Annotated in this window: 17 protein-coding genes; 3 read left to right on the top strand and 14 right to left on the bottom strand. The window is 38.5% G+C overall.

What is annotated here, in order from left to right; translation table 11 throughout:
- Nucleotides 1–43: 43 nt before the first annotated feature.
- From CWD90_RS01720 to kduI, 3 genes are read right to left on the bottom strand one after another with little or no spacing between them, the layout of a single operon-like run.
- Complete coding sequence (locus tag CWD90_RS01720; protein WP_103474183.1) at nt 44–1222, bottom strand: DUF4861 domain-containing protein; 1179 nt, start codon at nt 1220–1222, stop codon at nt 44–46.
- Nucleotides 1223–1232: 10 nt separating this feature from the next.
- Nucleotides 1233–2027 carry a gluconate 5-dehydrogenase gene (locus tag CWD90_RS01715; RefSeq protein ID WP_103474182.1) on the bottom strand — a complete coding sequence of 265 codons (795 nt, stop codon included), beginning with the start codon at nt 2025–2027 and terminating at the stop codon, nt 1233–1235.
- Nucleotides 2028–2046: 19 nt separating this feature from the next.
- Nucleotides 2047–2889, bottom strand: coding sequence for a 5-dehydro-4-deoxy-D-glucuronate isomerase (gene kduI / locus CWD90_RS01710; protein WP_103474181.1), 843 nt, complete (start codon nt 2887–2889; stop codon nt 2047–2049).
- Nucleotides 2890–3039: 150 nt separating this feature from the next.
- Here kduI and CWD90_RS01705 point away from each other — a divergent pair, with 150 nt between their 5' ends.
- Both CWD90_RS01705 and CWD90_RS01700 read left to right on the top strand, forming a co-directional pair.
- Nucleotides 3040–4065, top strand: coding sequence for a LacI family DNA-binding transcriptional regulator (locus CWD90_RS01705; protein WP_103474180.1), 1026 nt, complete (start codon nt 3040–3042; stop codon nt 4063–4065).
- 16 nt (nt 4066–4081) lie between these two features.
- On the top strand, nt 4082–5311 hold the full coding sequence (locus CWD90_RS01700) for a glycoside hydrolase family 88 protein (RefSeq protein WP_103474179.1): 1230 nt from the start codon (nt 4082–4084) through the stop codon (nt 5309–5311).
- A gap of 24 nt (nt 5312–5335) precedes the next feature.
- Here CWD90_RS01700 and CWD90_RS01695 read toward each other — a convergent pair whose 3' ends face one another.
- The 3 genes from CWD90_RS01695 to CWD90_RS01685 form a co-directional block, all read right to left on the bottom strand.
- A complete protein-coding gene (locus CWD90_RS01695) occupies nt 5336–6325 on the bottom strand; it encodes a YpdA family putative bacillithiol disulfide reductase (RefSeq protein WP_103474178.1) in 990 nt (329 codons plus the stop codon).
- Nucleotides 6325–6984: a ribulose-phosphate 3-epimerase gene (rpe, locus tag CWD90_RS01690; RefSeq protein WP_103474177.1), complete on the bottom strand. Its 660-nt coding sequence runs from the start codon at nt 6982–6984 to the stop codon at nt 6325–6327. The genes CWD90_RS01695 and rpe overlap by 1 nt, the downstream gene beginning before the upstream one ends.
- 110 nt (nt 6985–7094) lie before the next feature.
- Complete coding sequence (locus CWD90_RS01685; RefSeq protein WP_103474176.1) at nt 7095–8330, bottom strand: DEAD/DEAH box helicase; 1236 nt, start codon at nt 8328–8330, stop codon at nt 7095–7097.
- Between the two features lie 507 nt (nt 8331–8837).
- Here CWD90_RS01685 and CWD90_RS01680 point away from each other — a divergent pair.
- A complete protein-coding gene (locus tag CWD90_RS01680; RefSeq protein ID WP_103474245.1) occupies nt 8838–9812 on the top strand; it encodes an NmrA/HSCARG family protein in 975 nt (324 codons plus the stop codon).
- A gap of 112 nt (nt 9813–9924) precedes the next feature.
- On the opposite strand, the gene CWD90_RS01675 is transcribed toward CWD90_RS01680, so the two are convergent.
- From CWD90_RS01675 to tamL, 8 genes are all read right to left on the bottom strand, one after another.
- Nucleotides 9925–10218: a hypothetical protein gene (locus CWD90_RS01675; protein WP_157941144.1), complete on the bottom strand. Its 294-nt coding sequence runs from the start codon at nt 10216–10218 to the stop codon at nt 9925–9927.
- Between the two features lie 314 nt (nt 10219–10532).
- Nucleotides 10533–12734: a B12-binding domain-containing radical SAM protein gene (locus tag CWD90_RS01670; RefSeq protein WP_103474174.1), complete on the bottom strand. Its 2202-nt coding sequence runs from the start codon at nt 12732–12734 to the stop codon at nt 10533–10535.
- 333 nt (nt 12735–13067) lie between these two features.
- On the bottom strand, nt 13068–13931 hold the full coding sequence (locus CWD90_RS01665; protein ID WP_103440424.1) for a sigma-70 family RNA polymerase sigma factor: 864 nt from the start codon (nt 13929–13931) through the stop codon (nt 13068–13070).
- A 187-nt stretch (nt 13932–14118) separates the two neighbouring features.
- Nucleotides 14119–16332: a polyribonucleotide nucleotidyltransferase gene (locus CWD90_RS01660; RefSeq protein ID WP_103474173.1), complete on the bottom strand. Its 2214-nt coding sequence runs from the start codon at nt 16330–16332 to the stop codon at nt 14119–14121.
- A gap of 229 nt (nt 16333–16561) precedes the next feature.
- Complete coding sequence (rpsO, locus tag CWD90_RS01655; protein ID WP_103474172.1) at nt 16562–16831, bottom strand: 30S ribosomal protein S15; 270 nt, start codon at nt 16829–16831, stop codon at nt 16562–16564.
- 152 nt (nt 16832–16983) lie between these two features.
- Complete coding sequence (gene accD, locus CWD90_RS01650; RefSeq protein WP_103474171.1) at nt 16984–17844, bottom strand: acetyl-CoA carboxylase, carboxyltransferase subunit beta; 861 nt, start codon at nt 17842–17844, stop codon at nt 16984–16986.
- 24 nt (nt 17845–17868) lie between these two features.
- Nucleotides 17869–18936, bottom strand: coding sequence for a class II fructose-bisphosphate aldolase (gene fbaA, locus CWD90_RS01645; RefSeq protein ID WP_103474170.1), 1068 nt, complete (start codon nt 18934–18936; stop codon nt 17869–17871).
- A 59-nt stretch (nt 18937–18995) separates the two neighbouring features.
- Nucleotides 18996–21539, bottom strand: coding sequence for a translocation and assembly module lipoprotein TamL (tamL, locus tag CWD90_RS01640; RefSeq protein WP_317045678.1), 2544 nt, complete (start codon nt 21537–21539; stop codon nt 18996–18998).
- Nucleotides 21540–21580 lie beyond the last annotated feature (41 nt).

The following is a 21580-nucleotide window of genomic DNA, read 5'->3' as shown; positions in this document are numbered from 1 at the left end:
TGAATTAAGGTATTGCAAAATATCTTTTAAAGAGTAAGTTGACTTATGGGGCAACAATTACTTCCAAAGGGTGGTTGATCTGTTCGGAAAATGCATCCAGATATTGCTCCCAATCCTGTTTATTGTTGAATTGTCCGCTTTTTATCCATCCAAATCCAGCGTAATAGGTTACGACATTATTCTTCACCTTTAAATGTGCATAGGCGTTACTTAGATCTTTTGTTGGCACATCGTGCTTTTCAAAATCTATGAAAGTATCGGTAGGGGCAATGATAGCAGTTCCCAATTCGGAACCTCCATGAGGTTGCCAGTAACTTACCCATCCTTTTTCCTTCTTCCCACTTACTTCACCATCCTTTTCATGAAGGGTAAGTCCGGCGAAAATCTGGTCTACACCGTCTAAGGTGATAATGAATTTGGATAAATTCTGACCTAGGTCCAAACTAATAATTCTCGATTCCTTAATGGCTTTGCCATCAGCGTCCCAATCTGCATATTCCAAATAAAAGCTAGTTCTAATAGGGCCGTTGGTAATAGTCCGCCACTGTGTATAGTTTTTGGAATAATAGTATGTGCTGTCTACCTTGGCTGCAATACCACCAACACCACGACTTGGACCTACGTGAAAATCATCGAGGCCTTCACCCGTATCCTCATGGTAACTGCCCGATCCATCGAGAGTTTTTTTATACCATTTGTCTATTATGGGATAGTCCACTTTTTTTAGCCAGGCATCTACCCCACTGGAAAGTGTGCCGCCTGGGACCTTGTCCTCTATCATTTTTTGTGCAGTAGGGCCGTAAACCCGAAACGCCACCTTGTTGTTTTCCCAGGTATAATCATCGGTGCGCTCTGGAACGAATCTGGAATAACATAATTCTGGCGCTGTGGGATTTTCCCCTTCCCCAACTTTAATGATTTCAAACTTACTTTCCCCATTCGGGGCCACCTTCGGTTGAAATAAAATCATATCTAAAGTGCCATCTCCATCATTATCTACTTTTTGGATGATTTCCAGTTGCTTGGTTTCCATATTTCGAATTCCTGCATTAGATAGTTCTTCCATTTTTAAGATGGCCTTGTTGAGCTCCACGGTTTCCGAAGTCCGCTCTTGGTCAAGATTGTTTTTTACGGTGATAGTCTGTGGCTTCTCTTGTTGGGAGCAGGCCATGGAGAACAAGAGGCTAAAGGAGAGTATTGCGGTTTTATTAATTACTTTCATGGCTGTTTAATTAATTTTCGTTGGAGGGTTTGCCAATGGTGGCCAAAATGCCTCCATCTACATAAACAATTTGGCCATTTACAAAATTACTGGCCTGGGAACTTAGGAAAATGGCTGCACCTTGAAGGTCGTCCGGGTCTCCCCATTTCCCTGCTGGAGTTCTTCCTACTATAAAATCGTTGAAGGGATGGCCATCTATACGGATGGGGGCAGTTTGTGCAGTGGCAAAGTAGCCTGGTCCAATACCATTGACCTGAATGTTGTGTTTGGCCCATTCCGTAGCCATATTCCTGGTCAACATTTTTAGGCCACCTTTGGCAGCAGCATAAGCCCCTACTGTGTTTCTGCCCAATTCGCTCATCATGGAACAAATGTTAATAATCTTGCCTTCTTTTCTAGCGATCATTCCCTTTACAACATGTTTGGATACAATAAACGGACTCACTAAATCCACTTTTATGACTTCTTCGAAATCGGCTACTTCCATGTCTTCTAAGGGAATTCTTTTGATAATTCCAGCATTGTTTACCAAAATATCAATTTGTCCAACTTCATTTTCAATTTTGGCTATATTTTCTATTACTTGGGTTTCTTTGGTAACATCAAAGAGGTAGCCATGGGCCTTTAATCCTAAGGCTTTGTAATCGGCAACAGCGTTGTTTAATTTTTCCTGTGAAGAGGCTCCATTTATGACTAGGGTGGCACCTGCTTGGCCTAATCCAATGGCCATAGCCTTGCCCAATCCATGTGTAGCACCTGTAATCAGCGCTATTTTTCCAGTTAGATCAAATAAATTCATTGACATATTTGTGTGTTCGTTGCAGTTATTTTAAGTCCTTTATTTTGCAGTGGTCCATGTCTCCGTAGTCTAAGTTTTCACCGGCCATTCCCCAAATAAAGGTATAATTACTGGTTCCTGAACCGGAGTGAATGGACCATGGTGGGGAAATTACGGCTTCGTTATTGGCCATCCAAATATGCCTCGTCTCTTGGGGCTGTCCCATAAAATGACAAACGGCTTGCTCTTCTGGAACTTCTAAATAGAAATAAACTTCCATTCTTCTATCGTGTACATGTGCTGGCATGGTATTCCAAACACTACCGGGTTTTAATTCGGTCATTCCCATTTGAACCTGGCAGGTCTTGACCAGACTGTTAACGATCAATTTCCTGATAGTTCTGGCATTTGCAGTCTCCATGGAGCCAAGTTCTACGATTTCAGCATCTGCTTGGCTAATTTTTTTAGTTGGATAAACTTTATGTGCAGGGGTAGAGTTTAAATAAAATTTGGCAGGGGTTTCGGGACTATCGCTACTGAATACTACATCCACATTTTCTTTTCCAACGTACAAGGCTTCTTTATAGTCCAAATTATATTTTTCACCATTAACGGTGACCGACCCCGAACCACCGACATTGATAATGCCAATCTCCCTTCTCTCCAAAAAATAATCCGATTTTAATGGCTCTATGGTGGTTAGTTTTAATGAAGTGCTAACAGGTACAGCCCCTCCTACTATGTATCTGTCAAAATGCGTGTATACTAAATTTATAGTATCGACTTCCATCAAATTCTGAATTAAGAACTCCTTTCTTAGACCTTCAGTGGTTAGTTCCTTTGTCTCTTTTGGAGAGCAAGCATATCTAACTTCGTAATTGTTTTTCATGACTATATATGTAATAATTAGTTTATCAATTAGTGGGGAATTTTAGAATATTGATGGTATTAGATTGTAAATATATTAAAAATATATTAAAATACAATCGATTGTATTTTTGGATTTGTATATTTGTGGGAGTTAAGATACTCTTTATTCATGGAAAATAAAACAACTATACATGATATTGCCAAGGCTCTGAATATTGACGCCTCTACCGTTTCCAGGGCGCTGAACAATAGTCCAAGGGTAAGCCAGAAAACCAAAGAGAAAATACTTTCGAAGGCTAATGAATTAGGGTATCAACGTAATTTATTGGCGTCCAATCTCCGTAAAAATAAGACCAATACCATTGGTGTAATAGTACCAAGAATATCTCGACACTTTTTTTCTTCGGTTATTTCCGGAATAGAGGAGGCGGCCTTTGATGCGGGATATAATGTAATTATTTGTCAGTCTTTGGAGCAGTTGAAACGGGAACAGGATATTGTAGGAACATTATTGGCCAATAGGGTTGCAGGGGTGTTGCTGTCCGTTTCGATGGAAACAAATGAATATGACCATTTATGGAATATTAAAAATAATCGTACACCTTTTCTTTTTTTTGATAGGCATTGTGATATAGACGGAATTAGCAGTGTGCTTATAGATGATTTTCAAGGTGGGTTTGATGCTACTGAGCATTTAATTTTAAATGGATGTAAAAATATAGGTCATTTTTCTGGCCCTCAGGAATTAGCCATTTACGGGAATAGACAAGCTGGGTATATAAAAGCTTTGGAGAAACATAATATTCCATATAGACCAGAGCTAGTTCTCCGTTCAAGTTTAATGGAGTTCGACGGTGCGGAAGGTGCAAAAACCTTGCTTTCCTTACCTCAGAAAATAGATGGTCTATTTTCAGCCAATGATATTGCAGCAATAGGTGCAATGAAGTATTTTAAAAATAAAGGAATAAGAATTCCAGATGATATTGCCATTGTGGGATTCAGTAATGAGCCTATTTCGGGAATAATAGATCCCTCATTGACCACCATTGATCAGCCAGGGTTTCAAATAGGTCAAATTTCCACAAAGCTATTACTGGAAGAAATAAATAGTTCTTCGAAATCAACAAAGGGCAAAACAACTATTCTGAAGTCTTCCTTAATTGAACGGGATTCCTCTAAAAAATTATCCAAATAAATAAAATTTATATCCTATGAAACTATTACTTGTATCCTTACTTATTTGTTTAACCAGTTGTCAGAGTTTATCCAGAAGCAAAAATATTAAAGTAGATAATTATACAGCCAAGAACATTAATTCTTTTGATCTAAAAAAGGAAATTAATAACTGTGAAGATCAATTAAACCAAGCCGTTCCTAAACTTACCGATCTATCCAAACATCCACGTCTGATCGAAACCAATGAAACAGAATGGAAAGAAATACCTAACGGGAGATTGGTGTGGACTTCTGGATTTTATCCAGGAATCCTTTGGTATATGTACGACCTTACTAAGGACGAAAAGTGGAAAGAGGAAGCTATAAAGAGAACAGAAGTTTTTGAAGATTTTAAAACTATCAATGAACACCACGATATTGGGTTTATGATGTTCCCGGCCTATGGTAATGGATATATGTTTGGAGACAAAAAGGAGTACAGGGACATTCTTCTAACATCTGCTGAATCCCTAGCTAGTAGGTTTAATCCAAAAGTAGGAACTATAAAGTCTTGGTCCAATGTAATGCATCCACGATGGCAGCAACATATTACTATAATCGACAATATGCTAAATTTAGAACTTTTGTTCTGGGCAGCAAAGAATGGCGGTAGTCAAGAATTTTATGATATAGCCGTAAAACATGCGGAGACTACTATGGAAAATCATTTTAGACCAGATTATACTTCTTGGCATGTTATTGAATATGATTCCATTTCGGGAAAAGTATTGAACAGACATACCAAACAGGGCTATGCAGATGACAGTCGATGGTCACGTGGACAGGCATGGGGTATTTATGGATACACTATGGTATATAGGGAGACTGGAGATAAAAAATTCTTGGATTTTGCCACAAAGTTAACGGATAAATATCTGGAATTACTTCCGGCAGATTATATACCTCATTGGGATTTTGATGTGCCTAACTTAGAAAGAGAGGAACGCGATGCCTCCGCGGCAGCCATAGTAGCTTCAGGCCTGTTGGAACTGAGCACTTTAGTAGAAGATAGAAAGGAGCAGGAAAAGTATTACAATGCCGCAATGCAGATGTTGGAATCGCTGAGTTCCGAGGAATATTCTGGTGTGGGCAGGGCTGATTCCTTTTTATTGCATTCTACTGGTGCAAAATCGCTGGGCAAAGAAATTGATGTGGCCTTGATCTATGCCGATTATTATTATATAGAAGCTTTGGACAGATTGCAAAAAATGGAACGGTCTAAATAATCCATCACTTAACAGCAAGTTGCCCTAGTTTAACTTGCTGTTAAGTGATTTTATATTTTTTACAATATTCTCAATAATTATTTGAGCATGTACCCTTGAGTTTTCTATAAACCATTTATGGGTTTCCATTCCTCCACATATTACTCCGGCCAAATACAAATTCTCAATATTTGTTTCCATGGTTTCCGGGTCGTACTGTGGAAGTCTTTTCTCATCTTGGGTCAATTGGATTCCTATTTTTTCCAAAAAACTAAAATTGGGCATATAACCCGTTAGAGCCAGCACATAATCATTTTTTAGGCTTATGGTTCCAGTGGGGGAATTCAGGATAATTTCGTCTTCTGTAATTTCACTTACCACACTATTGTAATAGACTTTTATACTACCCTCCTCAATTCTGTTTATAATATCTGGTCTTACCCAATATTTAACACGTTGGCCCACCTCTTGTCCACGAATAATAAGGGATACTTCCGCTCCTTTTCTATAGCATTCCAGAGCTGCATCTACAGATGAATTGCTTGCCCCAATAACCGCAACTTTCTGGTTGGAGTAATAATGTGGGTCTTTGTAATAATGGGTCACTTTTTTTAAATCCTCTCCAGGTACATTCATTCTATTGGGGATATCATAGAAGCCTGTTGAGATGATAACATTGTTGGATTGATAAGTACTTTTGTCGGAGACAATGTTAAAAAGTCCGTCAATTTTGTTTATTGAATTTACTTTTTCAAAAAGGGAAATATTTAAATGGTTGGACGTAACTATGCGTCTATAATATTCCAGTGCCTCATTTCTTTTTGGTTTCGCCTCTATGCTGATGAAAGGAATCTCATCAATTTCCAATTTTTCGGAAGATGAGAAGAATTGCATGTTTAAGGGATAATTATAAAGTGAATTAACGATACATCCCTTTTCCAGGATGATGTAGGTCAATCCCTTTTTTTTGGCTTCCAATCCACAAGCAATCCCAATAGGGCCCCCTCCAACAATTACTAAATCCCAAATCTTCATTATCCTACTAAATTTTTGAGTTCCTTAATGGTTTGCGTTGGATTATCGCTTTTAAATACAAAGCTGCCTGCTACCAAGACATCAGCCCCGGCATCAATAAGTTGCTTGGCATTTTTAGAGGTAACTCCGCCATCGATCTCTATTAGGGTATGGGCACTTTTTCTTATGATAAGTTCTTTTAGGGCCCTTACCTTGTCATAGGTGTTTTCTATAAACGTTTGTCCCCCAAATCCAGGATTTACGCTCATGACGCAAACTAGGTCAATGTCATTTATAGTATCTTCCAATAAGTTAATATTGGTATGTGGGTTTAGGGCAACACCTGCTGCCATGCCTTCGGCTTTTATAGCCTGTAGTGTGCGGTGCAAATGAGGACAGGCTTCGTAATGTACCGTTAGGTTGTTGGCGCCCAGTTCGGCAAAGGCCTTGATATAGCGATCCGGATCAACGATCATTAGATGTACGTCCAAAGTTTTTGTTGCATGGGTTGCAATTGCCTTGAGGACTGGCATACCAAAGGATATGTTGGGTACAAAAACACCATCCATAATATCTATGTGGTGCCAATCGGCATCACTTTGGTTTACCATTTCAATATCTCGCTGTAGGTTGGCAAAATCGGCTGCCAATAGGGAAGGGGCAATAATCTTTTCGTCCATTACTTTTAAGGAAATTAGTTCTACAAAGGTAATAAAATGATATGGTTAAGGCAATCGGGGGCAAGCGTTTGTAGATTTCGGCCCCCCAAATCGCTTTAGTACGTTCGCAATCAATACCAGCGCTTCTTTTTCTTTTTTGATGCTTCCGATTTCCTTCCTTTTTTATGTTTACTACCTTGTTTTTTGTGCACTTCCGGCTTTGCCTTGGGATCAAGTGGATAAGGATGTTCTTCAACAACTTCAATGTGCTTCTGCATCAGTTTTTGAATAGTGGACAGGTATACTTTTTCATCCGCGGAGCAAAAAGCATAGGAGGTTCCAGTGTTACCAGCTCTACCCGTTCTTCCTATACGGTGAACATAGGTTTCAGGTATATTGGGTAGGTCAAAGTTGATAACGGCGTCCAGATCGTCTATATCCAATCCACGGGCAGCAACATCAGTGGCCACAAGAATGTTCGTTTCTCCTTTTTTGAATTTGCCTAGGGCCTCTTGTCGTTCGTCTTGGGACTTGTCGCCATGTAAGCTCCCTACCTTGAAATTATTGTTGTGGAGTGTTTTCTCTAATTTATCCACTCCAAATTTTGTACGTCTAAAAATAAGGATATTACCCTTTATGGTATTTCTAAGTAGGTATAGGCACAATTCTATTTTATCGGGCTTTGGAGTGTAATATAACAGCTGATGTACGGTAGCCGCTGCCGAGGATGTTGGGGTTACGGCTACTTTCTTTGGGTCTTTCAGAATGGTATCTGCTAATTGAACCACTTTAAAAGGCATAGTAGCAGAAAACAACAAGGTTTGTTTTTCCTTTGGGCACAGTCGTTCTATTTTTTTTACATCATCAATAAATCCCATGTCCAGCATTAAATCGGCCTCGTCCAATACTAAAGTTTCTACGTAGTCCAAATTAACCACATCCTGTTTGTGCAGGTCCAATAATCTACCTGGAGTTGCCACTAAGATATCCACTCCCTTTCTTAAGGCGGCTATTTGTGGTTCTATTCTAGTTCCACCGTAAATTACGGTTGAGGTTAAATGGGTATGCTTGCCGTAATCTATAAAACTCTCATGAATTTGCGATGCCAATTCTCGTGTAGGACTAATTATTAAGGCCTTGATTTTTTTGCCTTTTTCAGAGGTTTCCTGTTTGTCAAATAACATTTGTAGAATGGGTAGGGCAAAAGCGGCTGTTTTTCCCGTTCCTGTTTCGGCGGACGCAATAATGTCATTTTTCTGTAAAACCAATGGGATGGCAATTTCCTGAATTGAGGTTGGATCATTATAGTTCATTTCCGCAACCGCTCTCAGGAGATGTTTATTTAGCTTTAATTCTTTAAAATTCATATGGGTACTAGTTTTGGCAGTGATGGTTACAAAGGTAAGTAAAATAAGGCTTAACCACGTGTATGGTTTACGTACTAAACTACTACCTAAAAAAACTGTTGGTCATTTCTCTAAAGTCCACCTGCAACAAATAATTTTATAATGAAACCCCACAAATTTAGCTTAACCTTAACTAGGGAATTTTAGATGGCAAAAGGTTATTTATTAAATTTAAAGTTGTTCTGTTTCATGTTCTATGGTTAACTCCTCTAAAGTAATTTAGATAGAAACAGTCTTCTAAAATCCTAATTATAAAAATAATTGGGGTACGATGGTCAGAATGTCCCCCTTTATTAGATATGAATTAAAATGAGCAAAACACAGATGTGGAAAGGCGTTTAAATTCCATACTTTAATTGAAATGGGTAATGTCATGGAATCTCCTTTCCTGATAATAATGAAGTAGCGACTTTGGTTTACTTCAAGATTTACTTTGATGGAATTGATTAATCTAAAATGTTATTTATTATGGAAAAAAAGAAAATTATTGCTGTAGTAGGGGCTACTGGAGCCCAAGGTGGCGGTTTGGTACGCTCAATTTTAAATGATAGTAAAAAGGAATTTGCTGTAAGGGCAATAACCCGGGATGTTAATTCAAAAAAGGCACTGGAGTTAAAGGAATTGGGAGCTGAGGTGGTTCTGGCCAATTTGAATGATAAGGATAGTATTGTTAAAGCTTTTAAAGGGGCTTACGGGGCCTATTGTGTCACCTTTTTCTGGGATCATTTTTCTCCCGAAAAGGAGATGGAACAGGCAAAGAATATGGCATTGGCGGCCAAGGAGGTAGGATTGAAACATGTTATTTGGTCTACTTTGGAAGATACACGCAAATGGGTTCCTTTGACGGACAAACGCATGCCAACCTTGATGGGAAGTTACAAAGTACCTCATTTTGATGCCAAAGGAGCATCCAACACTTTCTTCGAGCAAAGTGGCGTTCCCTACACGCTCTTGCTAACTTCGTTTTATTGGGACAATTTTATATATTTTGGTTTAGGGCCTACCAGAGGGATGGACGGTAAATTACGTATTACAATGCCTATGGGTAGTGCAAAGCTCCCAGGTATTGCCGCTGAAGATATAGGTAAATCTGCTTTGGGAATTTTCAGGGGAGGTAAAAAGTATCAAAATAAAACCGTGGGTATTGCCGGTGAGCATATCACCGGGAAGCAAATGGCCGAAGCTTTTACAACGATTTTCGGAGTTGAAATTGGTTTCAAAGATATTCCGGCCGACGATTACAGGAAATTGGGGTTTCCTGGCGCAGATGATCTTGGAAATATGTTCCAATTTAAAAAGGAATTTGAAGATTATTTTTGTAAAGTCCGTGATGTAAATTTTACCAAGGAATTAAATCCTAATTTGATGTCCTTTAAATCCTGGTTGATCAAAAATAAAGGGCTGCTGGAATCTGGTATCAAGGGAGAGGCTGCCATGGCTTGATCGGAATTTAGTATTTGATACAATTGCTTATAAAAGAAGAAGCATTGACTTGTCAATGCTTCTCTTACAGTTAATATGGTCTATTTGGTCTGTGTAACTACATAAAAAGTTTTTAATGCGCAACCAAATTGCCATTGTATTCATAATGCAATGGTAGAATGGTAGGCTTTGTTTTAGGGATTTGTAATTTTTCCAAAATGGGCATTAGGGTTTTTCCAAATGCTTCAAAACGCTCTGCTGATTCCCAGAGATCAACAATCAACATACCATTGGAAGTGGGTGCACCAAAGTGGTGTATCAATCCTTTTGGATGGGTATGGCCTGCTTTTCTGATTTCTACCCAACTTTGGTCATACTGCTTCGTGGTCATTCCACGAAAGTCAAATTGAACTACAACTTTTTTCATAGTACAGAAGTTTTTTTCCTACTCGTGTGGCTTTTCGGTTACGCCCCGTTTTTTAAAGGGGTTTCTGGACTCCTCTTTTTCTTATTTATGTATAAATACAAATGCAGAAAACTTAAATGGAGGGGGGTAATTGGAAGTTCAAAAAAAGAGTTTGGTAGGTGGTTTATTGATATTTAAGTACATTCTGTATCCCGGTATTAACCTAAACTCAACCATTAAAGTTACTGATTTGTTCAAAGGGCAACTTGTTAATTGTGAATTCGGTGTTGTTAATTGTGATATTCTTAACGTGTTGGGAGAGCTAATTTTCGATTTTACAATGTTAATAGACCATGGGTTCTTAGGGTCTGTAAAGGTTTGGAATACCAGAACAATTCAAAATCTTCAAATTGTGATTCAAAATCGGTTTTAAGCTGGCCAAAGGTGAGGGTTTTTCCATTTTGATCTGATAAATGCCCCAAAGTGTCCCTTAACCATTCCCCTTGTTTGTTATCTACTGTGACGGATATAGTGCCTACCTTGTCGTGAAAGGTCAATTTCAGCAATTCCCATGTAAAACCTTTTTTAGATTTCGAAATAGTCTGTGCAATAGGTTTACCTCCCAACCAAACTATTTTAGCATTTGGTTTGGTCGTTAAAACAGGCTCTTCTATCAATGCATTTTCTATGAAATTGGGGGAGATGGAGGTTCTTGGGATTTTGAAATTGAACCACTCCTGTAATGGATGGTCAAAACAGATTCCGTGCATATAGTTGAAGAGCGATTTTTTTAATCCGAAACTAAAGCGCTCGTGATCTATACCGGTAGTGTCTTTGAATTGGATATCATTGTTGGCAAATGTTATGGGTTGATAGTCTGGTATAATGTGGTATTCAGATGGGTTGAGTCCCACTGGACTATGGGCGGTTAAAGCAAATTGATGCCAGAAACCCGACTGCAAAATACCAACTTGAAACATTTGGCGTACCATTTCCAAACTGTCTACTGTCTCTTGTATTGTTTGGGTAGGGTAGCCGTACATTAGATAACAGTGAACCATAATGCCCGCTTCTGTAAAATTACGGGTCACCTTGGCTACTTGCTCCACGGTAACACCCTTTTGTATCAAAGCCAACAAACGGTCCGAAGCCACTTCCAAACCACCGGAAACGGCAATACAACCCGAGGCCTTCAAGAGTATGCAAAGGTCCCTGCCAAAGCTTTTCTCAAACCTTATATTGGTCCACCAAGTAACAATTAATCTTCGATTAATAATTTCAAGTGCCAAGGCCCTCATTAAGGCCGGGGGGGCAGCTTCATCCACATAATGAAATCCCCTTTCCCCTGTTTGCTCTATGAGTTCCTCCATGCGGTCCACTAAAAGTTTAGCGGCTATAGGTTCATAGATTTTTATGTAGTCCAAGGAGATATCGCAAAAGGTACATTTGCCCCAATAACAACCATGTGCCATGGTAAGTTTGTTCCATCGGCCATCACTCCACAGACTGTGCATGGGGTTGGCGATTTCAATAACGGAAATGTACTTGTTCAAGATAAGATCGGAATAATCTGGGGTGCCCACCTCACTTTGTTTGTAATCTGTCCTAGTAGAGCGGTTATTATAAAATACTACCCCCTCCTTGATTAAAAAGGTCCTTTTTAATACGGCATCATCGTCATCGGATTTTGGGTCTTTGCAATGGGCTGCTAAAAGTTCTAAGGGAACCTCCCCATCGTCCAATGTAATATAATCGAAGAATTCGAAAACCCGCGCATCTGTAAGGGACCTTAATTCCGTATTTGGAAAGCCTCCCCCCATGGAGACCTTAATCTTCGGAAAGTTCTGTTTTATAAATTGGGCACATCTAAATGCGCTGTATAAGTTGCCAGGAAAGGGCACTGAAAAGCATACCAGTTTAGGATTTATTGTAATAAGCCTTTCTTGCAGAAGGCTTAAAGTAATCCGATCAATATAAGTGATTTTATTTTGTAGATGGCCGTATAATTCATCAAAGGAATTGGCGCTTCTTCCCAATCGCTCTGCATACCGACTAAAACCAAAATTGTCATCAATGCATTCCACAATAAAATCGGATAGGTCTTCAAGGTATAAGGTTGCAAGGTGTTTCGCCCTATCCTGATTACCCATGGTGCCAAAGGCCCATTCCAAATCGTCCAATTGATCAAATCTTGCAGCTTGTGGTAAAAAATTAGGGGTGCATATTTGTCTGGCAAATGTGGTATTTCCTCCCTGTAAAAAAGTAATAACTGAATCTATGGTTTTTAAATACTCTTCTTTTAAGGCATATATTCTATGGCCATTATCGGAGCATATAGAATTTTTTTCAAAGGCAAGGTCAAAAATCTCCTGTAATCCAGATTTAGAAAAGAGTTCCAGAATAACTTCGATGCCCAAATCCATCTGAAAAGCACTAATGCCTTTTGTGTTTAAAAAACCCTTTAAATATGCCGTGGCCGGATAGGGGGTATTCAATTGCGTAAAGGGAGGGGTTATAAGAAGAAGGTCTTTGGCCATGATAATATTATGGATTATGATGCAAAGATAAGGGTGTTTCTAGTAATAGGCTTGGTAAATGGGTAGGGAATGCAATTGCTGGTAGTCAAATGATTTTAGTTTAAAAAAGTGGGGTACCTCTTTTTTATTTTATAAATAAATCAATAAACACGTGGCTTAAAAAGGTTTTTGGATAGCTGTAAAAACCAAAAAACTCCGGTAATCAGCCGGAGTTTATTCATCAATCAAAAAACGAACAGTCATGATAACTGTTGTTAAGGTTTACAATTTACGATTTTTGCGCTAGCTTTCCAATGGGGATAGGCGTTTGCGCAAAAAATTTCATTGTTTGGGTTAACCAAGATATGTTTTAAGGATTTTGCTCCTTGAGGTGTGTTTTAACCTTCTAATAGCCTTTTCCTTTATTTGACGGACTCTTTCCCTGGTAAGGTCAAAAGTTTCTCCTATTTCTTCCAATGTCATGGAATGTTGTCCTGCCAATCCAAAGTACAAACGAATTACATCCGCTTCCCTTGGCGTTAAAGTTTCCAAAGCTCTTTCTATTTCGGTCCTAAGGGATTCATGCAACAATTCCCTGTCCGGATTGGGAGACTCCCCACTACGCAATACATCGTACAGGTTAGAATCCTCCCCGTCTATTAAAGGTGCATCCATGGATACGTGACGCCCTGAATTTTTAAGGGATTGTTTTACATCCTCCACGGTCATGTCCAATTCCTTGGCAATTTCTTCTGCAGAAGGTTGTCTTTCGTGGGCTTGCTCCAAGAAAGCGAACGTCTTATTTATCTTATTGATAGACCCAATTTTGTTCAATGGTAATCTTACAATACGAGACTGTTCTGCCAAAGCTTGTAATATGGACTGACGAATCCACCATACCGCATAGGATATGAATTTAAATCCACGAGTTTCATCAAAACGTTGTGCAGCCTTAATTAAGCCAAGGTTGCCTTCGTTGATCAAATCGGGAAGTGTTAAACCTTGGTTTTGGTATTGCTTTGCAACGGAAACCACAAATCGTAAATTGGCCTTGGTCAATTTCTCAAGTGCAAGTTGATCACCTGCCTTGATCCTTTGTGCCAATTCTACTTCTTCATCTGCTGTAATTAAATCGACCTTACCAATTTCTTGTAAGTATTTATCCAAAGAAGCAGTTTCTCTGTTGGTAACCTGTTTTGTAATTTTAAGCTGTCTCATCGAAATTTTTTATTTCTATATTATGTGCATTAAGCATAAGCTGCATAAGGTTATACGTACAAAAGTTAGAAATGTTACAATTGGTCTGTTTTATTTTTCTTTTTTAGTTGAAATGCATGAAAAAAGCCACGCCTTCCCTTTAAAAAGGAAAAAACGTGGCTTTGAATAGTTACAATTATTTAATAAACTAGTCCCTTCTTGGCTTACGATCTCTATCTCTATTTCGATCGTTGCCCCTATCATTTCTACCGCGATCTTCTCGTGGTGGTCTTTCTATATAGCCTTCAGGTTTTGCCAATAAAGCTTTGCGGGATACTTTTTCTTTTCTTGTTCTTGGGTCTAGACCAAAGTACTTAACATCAAAAACGTCACCCATATTTACTACATCGGAAACATTTTCGGTACGTTCCCATGCCAATTCGGATACATGAAGCAATACTTCATTTCCGGGGGCATCCATATATTCAACTACAGCACCAAAATCTAACATTTTGATTACCTTAACTTCGTATGCGCTGCCCACAACTGGTTTAAACAATAAAGAATCGATCTTTGTAAGTACTTTATCAATACCTTCTTGTGAAGTACCTAAGATTTCAACAATACCTTCTTCAGTAACAGGATCTTCGTTAATAACGATTGTACATCCAGTTTCTTTTTGAAGTTCTTGAATTACTTTTCCACCAGGACCAATTAATGCGCCAATGAATTCGTTAGGAATTCTACGCATGATCATTTTTGGAGAATGTGGTTTCACATCTGCATTTGGTTCAGCAATAGTTTCGGTAATTTTACTTAAAATATGTAAACGACCTTCGCGTGCTTGTTTTAATGCTTTTACCAAAATCTCATAGGATAGACCTTTAATTTTGATATCCATTTGACAAGCAGTAATTCCTTCGGAAGTACCTGTAACTTTAAAGTCCATGTCTCCTAAATGATCTTCATCACCTAAAATATCGGACAATACAGCATAGCGGTCACCATCAGAAATTAATCCCATTGCAATACCGGAAACTGGTCTTTTCATTTGAACCCCAGCATCCATTAGAGCCATTGTCCCTGCACAAACAGTCGCCATTGAAGAAGAACCGTTAGATTCCAAAACTTCAGAAACTACTCTTACTGTATAAGGGCAGTTATCAGGAATCATTCCTTTTAAACCACGCTGTGCTAAGTTACCATGACCAACTTCACGACGGGAGGTGCCTCTTAAAGGACGCGCTTCACCAGTACAAAAAGGAGGGAAGTTGTAATGTAAATAGAAATTTTCTTCACCTTCGTAAGATGGCATATCAATTTTATTGGAATCTCTAGAAGTTCCTAAAGTAACTGTTGCCAAAGCTTGGGTTTCTCCTCTTGTGAAAATAGCTGAACCGTGTGTAGATGGTAAATAATCTATTTCACACCAAATTGGTCTAATTTCATCAGTTTTTCTACCGTCCAAACGTAAACCTTCACTTAAAGTCAATTCACGAACGGCTTCTTTTTCCGCTTTGCTATAATAACCTCCAACAAGGTGGCCAAATTCAGTCATCTCTTCTTCCGTAAATGAAGCTTTCACTTCTTCTTTTACAGCTGCGAATGCTTCCGTACGCTCTGCTTTAGAAGTTCCTTTCTTAGCAATTGCGTAACATTTATCGTAAGCTAAATCGTGTACTCTTTTTTCTAAGTCTTCGTTTTTTTCTGCAGTTTCATACTCACGAACCTCTTTTCTTCCAAATGCTTCTGCCAAACGCAATTGCGCGGCAATTTGAAGTTTAATAGCTTCATGGGCAAACTTAATGGCATCAGCCATTTCTTCTTCTGAGATTTCTTTCATCTCGCCTTCAACCATCATTACTGAATCTGCTGAAGCACCAATCATCATTTCGATGTCTGATTCTTCCAATTGAGCACGTGTTGGGTTAATCACGAATTCACCATTAACACGACCAACTCTTGCTTCAGAGATAGCGCATTCAAATGGGAAATCTGATAATTGGATTGCTGCAGATGCAGCTAGTCCTGCCATTGCTTCTGGCATAACATCATCATCATGGGACATTAATTGGATCATCACCTGAGTTTCCGCATGGTAATCTTTTGGGAAAAGTGGTCGTAATACACGATCTACTAAACGCATAGTTAATACTTCACCATCACTAGGCCTAGCTTCTCTTTTGAAGAAACCACCAGGGTAACGACCTGAAGCTGCAAATTTTTCACGGTAATCTACCGTTAGTGGAAGAAAATCCACATCACTTTGTTTGTAATTGGAAACTACTGTACATAATAACATACATTTTCCAGATTGTACAACAACAGAACCATGGGCCTGTTTTGCCAATTTTCCGGTTTCGATAGAAATTTCCCTACCGTCTCCAAGGTCTATGACCTCTTTAAATACTTTTGGTATCATAAATACGAATTAAAACCTGTGTCATTACAGGTTTGTTAAACAATGGTCTTTCGTCTTCAATAGACGACGTTGTTGTGTTGTAGTTGTGTGTTGTTGACCAATGAAAAACTATGTGCAAGCTTTTTGTTTTTGCCCATTGGTAACCCTTTGGGACTTTACAATATTACAATAAACAGTAATACTGGTATTGTAAAAAAGGGGAAAGTTTTAACTTTCCCCTTTTTATAAATTATTTTCTAATTCCTAATTCTTTAATTATCTCACGATATCTTACAATATCAGTCTTAATTAAATAATCTAGAAGTGATCTTCTTTTACCTACTAACTTTACCAAAGAACGTTCTGTGTTGAAATCCTTGCGGTTTCTTTTTAAATGTTCGGTTAAGTGGTTAATTCTGTGAGTAAATAGTGCAATCTGACCTTCAGAAGACCCTGTGTTTTTAGCCTCACCACCGTGTTTCTTAAAAATTTCGGCTTTAACTTCTTTCGTTAAATACATTCCAATATTATTTTAATGATTTTTATGTACATGATTGATTTTCAATCAGGGCGCAAAGATAGACTTTTTTTTAGAAACCTTGAGGAATCATAGTATTTTTTGGCAGCCATTAAATAAAAAAGCCCTGAATATAATATCAGGGCCTTTTATCCTTATCCTCTAACAGGATTGTTCTCTATTAAATCTATATAAAGATTGATTTTCTTTTTAAGATCCCTTCGATGGACTATAAAATCTAAAAATCCATGTTCCTGAAGAAATTCGGCCGTCTGAAAGCCTTCTGGCAATTCCTTGCCGGTAGCTTCCTTAACAACACGTGGACCGGCAAAACCGATCAGTGCTCCAGGTTCGGAGATATTGATATCCCCAAGCATGGCATAGGAAGCAGTTGTTCCGCCAGTAGTAGGATCCGTACAGAGTGAGATATAGGGGAGGCCTGCATCCGCAAGCTGAGCCAATTTAGCCGATGTTTTGGCCAATTGCATTAGCGATAATGCAGCTTCCATCATACGTGCTCCACCGGATTTGGAAATCATTACAAAGGGTATTTTCTTTTTTATAGCATAGTCTATTCCCCGTGCAATTTTCTCTCCTACCACACTACCCATAGAACCACCAATAAAGCTGAAATCCATACAAGCAATGACTAAATCCTTACCTAAAGATTTGCCTACCGCAGTTCTAACCGCATCCTTAAGTCCCGTTTTAGCTTCGGCAGCTTTTAAACGGTCGGCATACTTTTTGGTATCCTCGAATTTTAAGGGATCCTTGGAAGATAACTTGGCATCCAACTCTGTGAACTTGTTGTTGTCGAAAAGAATTTCAAAATATTCCTTACTACCAATGCGTACATGGTAATCATCCTCAGGGCTAACATAAAAGTTCTTAGCCAACTCATCGGATTCTACAATTTTACCTGTAGGCGATTTGTACCAAAGGCCCCTTGGGGTATCCTTTTTCTGATCGGTGGCAGTTTGTATTCCTTTTTCCTTTCTTTTGAACCAAGACGACATAAACTTTCTTTTTGGGTTGGGGGATTATAGGGTATTCACGTTATTAAGGTCTTCAAAGGCCTTTTTTAGACGTGTAACAAAAGTTTTTTCACCTTCTCTTAACCAAACACGTGGGTCATAATACTTTTTGTTTGGTTCATCGGCACCATTTGGATTGCCGATCTGAGATTGTAAATAATCTTTTTTTCCTTGAACATAGTCCCTGATCCCTTCCAAGAAGGCATATTGTAGGTCCGTATCTATATTCATTTTAATGACACCATAACTAATGCCTTCACGTATTTCTTCAACAGTTGAACCTGAACCACCGTGGAAAACGAAATCGATATGGTTATTTTCTACACCGTATTTTTTAGTGATGAATTCCTGGGAATTTTTTAAAATTTTCGGGGTCAATTTTACGTTTCCTGGCTTATATACGCCGTGTACGTTTCCGAAAGCGGCTGCAATGGTGAACCTAGGGCTTATCTTGGAAAGCTCTTCATAGGCATAGGCAACCTCCTCTGGTTGGGTATATAATTTGGAATCGTCAACATCTGAATTGTCCACGCCATCTTCTTCACCTCCAGTGATGCCTAATTCTATTTCTAGTGTCATCCCCATCTTGCTCATTCTGGCAAGATATGTTTTACAAATTTCAATGTTCTCCTCAATCGGTTCCTCCGATAGGTCGATCATATGTGAACTGTATAACGGTTTTCCAGTTTCTTTAAAGTGCTTTTCACTTGCATCCAACAATCCGTCGATCCATGGTAATAATTTTTTTGCACAATGGTCTGTGTGCAATATTACAGTGGCACCATAGGCCTCGGCCAATTGGTGAACGTGTTTTGCTCCGGCAACGGCACCCAAAATGGCGGCCTGCTGACCTTCATTGGACAATCCTTTGCCAGCATTGAATTGGGCTCCTCCATTCGAGAACTGTATTATTACAGGAGCATTTAAACTGGCAGCAGTTTCTAAAACTCCATTTATAGTGTCTGATCCTATAACATTAACAGCAGGAAGGGCAAAACCTTTTTCTTTCGCATAGTTGAAAATTTTCTGTACTTCATCTCCGGTAGCAACTCCTGGTTTAATATTGTGTGACATAATCTTATTTTAGTGTAATTAATTAAAAAGATGGGACAAAAGTAATAAAATATTCAGCTCTAAAAAGGATAATTTATACCTATGTTGAATACTGCCTTGGATAGATTATAGTCTCTAAACCATCTTTTAGTAGATTCTTCCGCTGGATTGTAGGTTTTAAATCCCATATCCAGTCTAAAAACGAAATAGGTAAAATCGTAACGGAGACCAAGGCCAGTGCCTAGTGCAATGTCTGCGAGGGAGCCTAAGTTTTCGAAATTTGCCTTTTCATCTGTAACATTGTCGAAGACGTTCCAAATATTGCCCGCATCGGCAAAAAGAGCTCCTTTTATATCGCCCACCAATGGAAATCTATATTCTAAATTAAGCGCTATTTTTAAATTGGCTTCGTTAAAATCATTTACATCATCGGTTCTCCCAGGCCCTAAGGAATAAGGCAGCCAAGCACGGTTGTCGTTGGATCCACCAGCAAAATAACTTCTGACAAAAGGGATGTTGTCCGAATTGCCGTAAGGTATGGCAATGCCGAAAAAACTTCTGAATGCCAGTACATTGGTCCCTGAAGTACTCCAATGTTTTATAAAGTCGAATTCCGTTTTAACATATTGGGAATAAGGTACATTAAAAACCAAAAGTTTGTCATCCTCACTTTTATAGAATGGAATTAAATAGGAAATTCCGGACAATAGGTTTCCGGCACTTTCTAATTTGAACCTGAACTGATAAAAATCGTTATCGGTAATACCATTTTTATTGTTTTTATTAAAGGTGTAATTACTCGCGAATATCAAATTGTTTTCGGTAAGTCTTTTTCTTCTTTCTTCAATACTACTTATGTCGTCAAAATCTGAAGAACTGGAAGATACTTCTCCATTTAGGATGGCATTGGTAAAGCCTATGGTGCCTTCGGGAATAATTAATTTTGGGTTCGTACTTCCATCAGCGGTCTCATAATAATCGGCAAGAGCTGGTTCGGTCTCATAATTGTCCGCAATATCATCTAAATTTTCATAGGTGTTTTGATACACCGTAAAAAATCTATTTGGGTTTACATTACGTACGAATTGAACATTTAGAAGTTCGGCCGTGTTTTTTATAAAATCTGTTGGCGACCAACTATATCCAAAAACCGAATTAAAAGTCTGCTTGTCCAAGCCTATGTTCTGTTGAAAACTGGTTCCCATAGATAATTTGGTCTTGGGAAGCATGTAATTTGGGATTATTTTAGATGTTTTTACAAATGGGAACCAAATTCGGGGTAAATTAAGGTTGATGTCCCCTCCCACTTCCAGGATGTTAAAAAAACGGTTGTCGGCTATATTGGGGTCCTTGGAGCCCCCTATGTTAAATCTTCCTGAAATGCTGAGGTTTTCTGCTCCTTTGAACAAATTTCTTGCTTGTAGGGATGGGCTGAAGGCAATTCCCAAAAATTGAATATTGGAGTGGGTTACGTCAAAATCGGTACCTAAGGAGTATTTTGGTCGAGGAGAAAGATAGATATTGGCCGTTAATTTAGACGCCACACTATCTTCTACAAATTCAATATTAGGGTATTTAAAGGTATTCAGGTTAGTAATCTGTCTATAAGTTCTAATACGATCAATTTCTCTATAAATACTATCTTTTTTGAGAAAAACGGCGTCGGTAAGTGTTTTTGGTTTGTAGCGCAACTTACCTTGATAGTAAATTGTAAAGTCCTTATAATCTAATTTGTTTAGGCTGTCCAATCCATTATTAAAGGTGTAGTTGGTGTATATGTTGATTTTTTCAAATGAGTGTACCCTGTATTCCGAGGTAGAAATGGTGTTGTCAGTTCTTGTTTTTAAATCTTCAATATTTAAAAGAATATCCAATTGTTTATTGTTTCCAAGTTTGGTAGTGTCACCAATTAAATCATAGGAAATGGAGCTCTCTTGAAAGTTATGTATCCCGGTGTTTCTAAAAAGATTGGTCAATCGTTCCCTTTCATTGTTAAAATTGTCCAAATCTATTTGTTGACCATGCTTTATAAACGAATTGCTTTTGTTTGCTTTATGAATGGAGTCTAGAGCGGAAGAGGTAATTTTGGAGGTAACCGAGTCTATAAGATATGGATTCCCCAAATCTAAGCTGTAGTGCATTATAGCCCTTTGTTTTCTAGAGCTACTATCTATGACATAGGTGGTATTGTTGTTAAAGTACCCTTTGCTTTTATAAAAGGCATTCAGTCTTTGCAGTGATCTTCTAGCTTTTGTGGTATCTATTATTGCCGGGGGTTCTCCTATGTTTTTGAGCCATACACTTGCCCCTTTTACCAAAAAGGATTCACCTAATCTTTCCACCTGCTTTTTAGATAAGATATTGACGAGGTGCTGCTCCCTTTTTGCTTTTTTGTGTAACCAAACCTGATAGGAAGAATCGGGATTTTTCTTGGCAAGATTGTAAAGATTTAATCTAAGGGGGTATCCCAGTAGGGTACTGTTCGGTTTTTGAAAAATAAGGCTATGAATATCTTCGTCAGTAATTTTTACACTATCGGCGTAAAGAAGATTTTTGGTCAATAGGAGTTCGTCTTCGCCAACTCTTTTTATGGCATTGCATGAGGTTATTGCAATTACTAGCAATAATAATCCTATTTTCGTAATGTTAAAATACATACACGGCC

It is taken from the genome of Arenibacter catalasegens, assembly GCF_002909235.1.
In the GTDB taxonomy this organism is placed as follows: domain Bacteria; phylum Bacteroidota; class Bacteroidia; order Flavobacteriales; family Flavobacteriaceae; genus Arenibacter; species Arenibacter catalasegens.
Note: the sequence above shows the minus strand (reverse complement) of the source record. Positions and strands in the feature narration are given on the sequence as shown.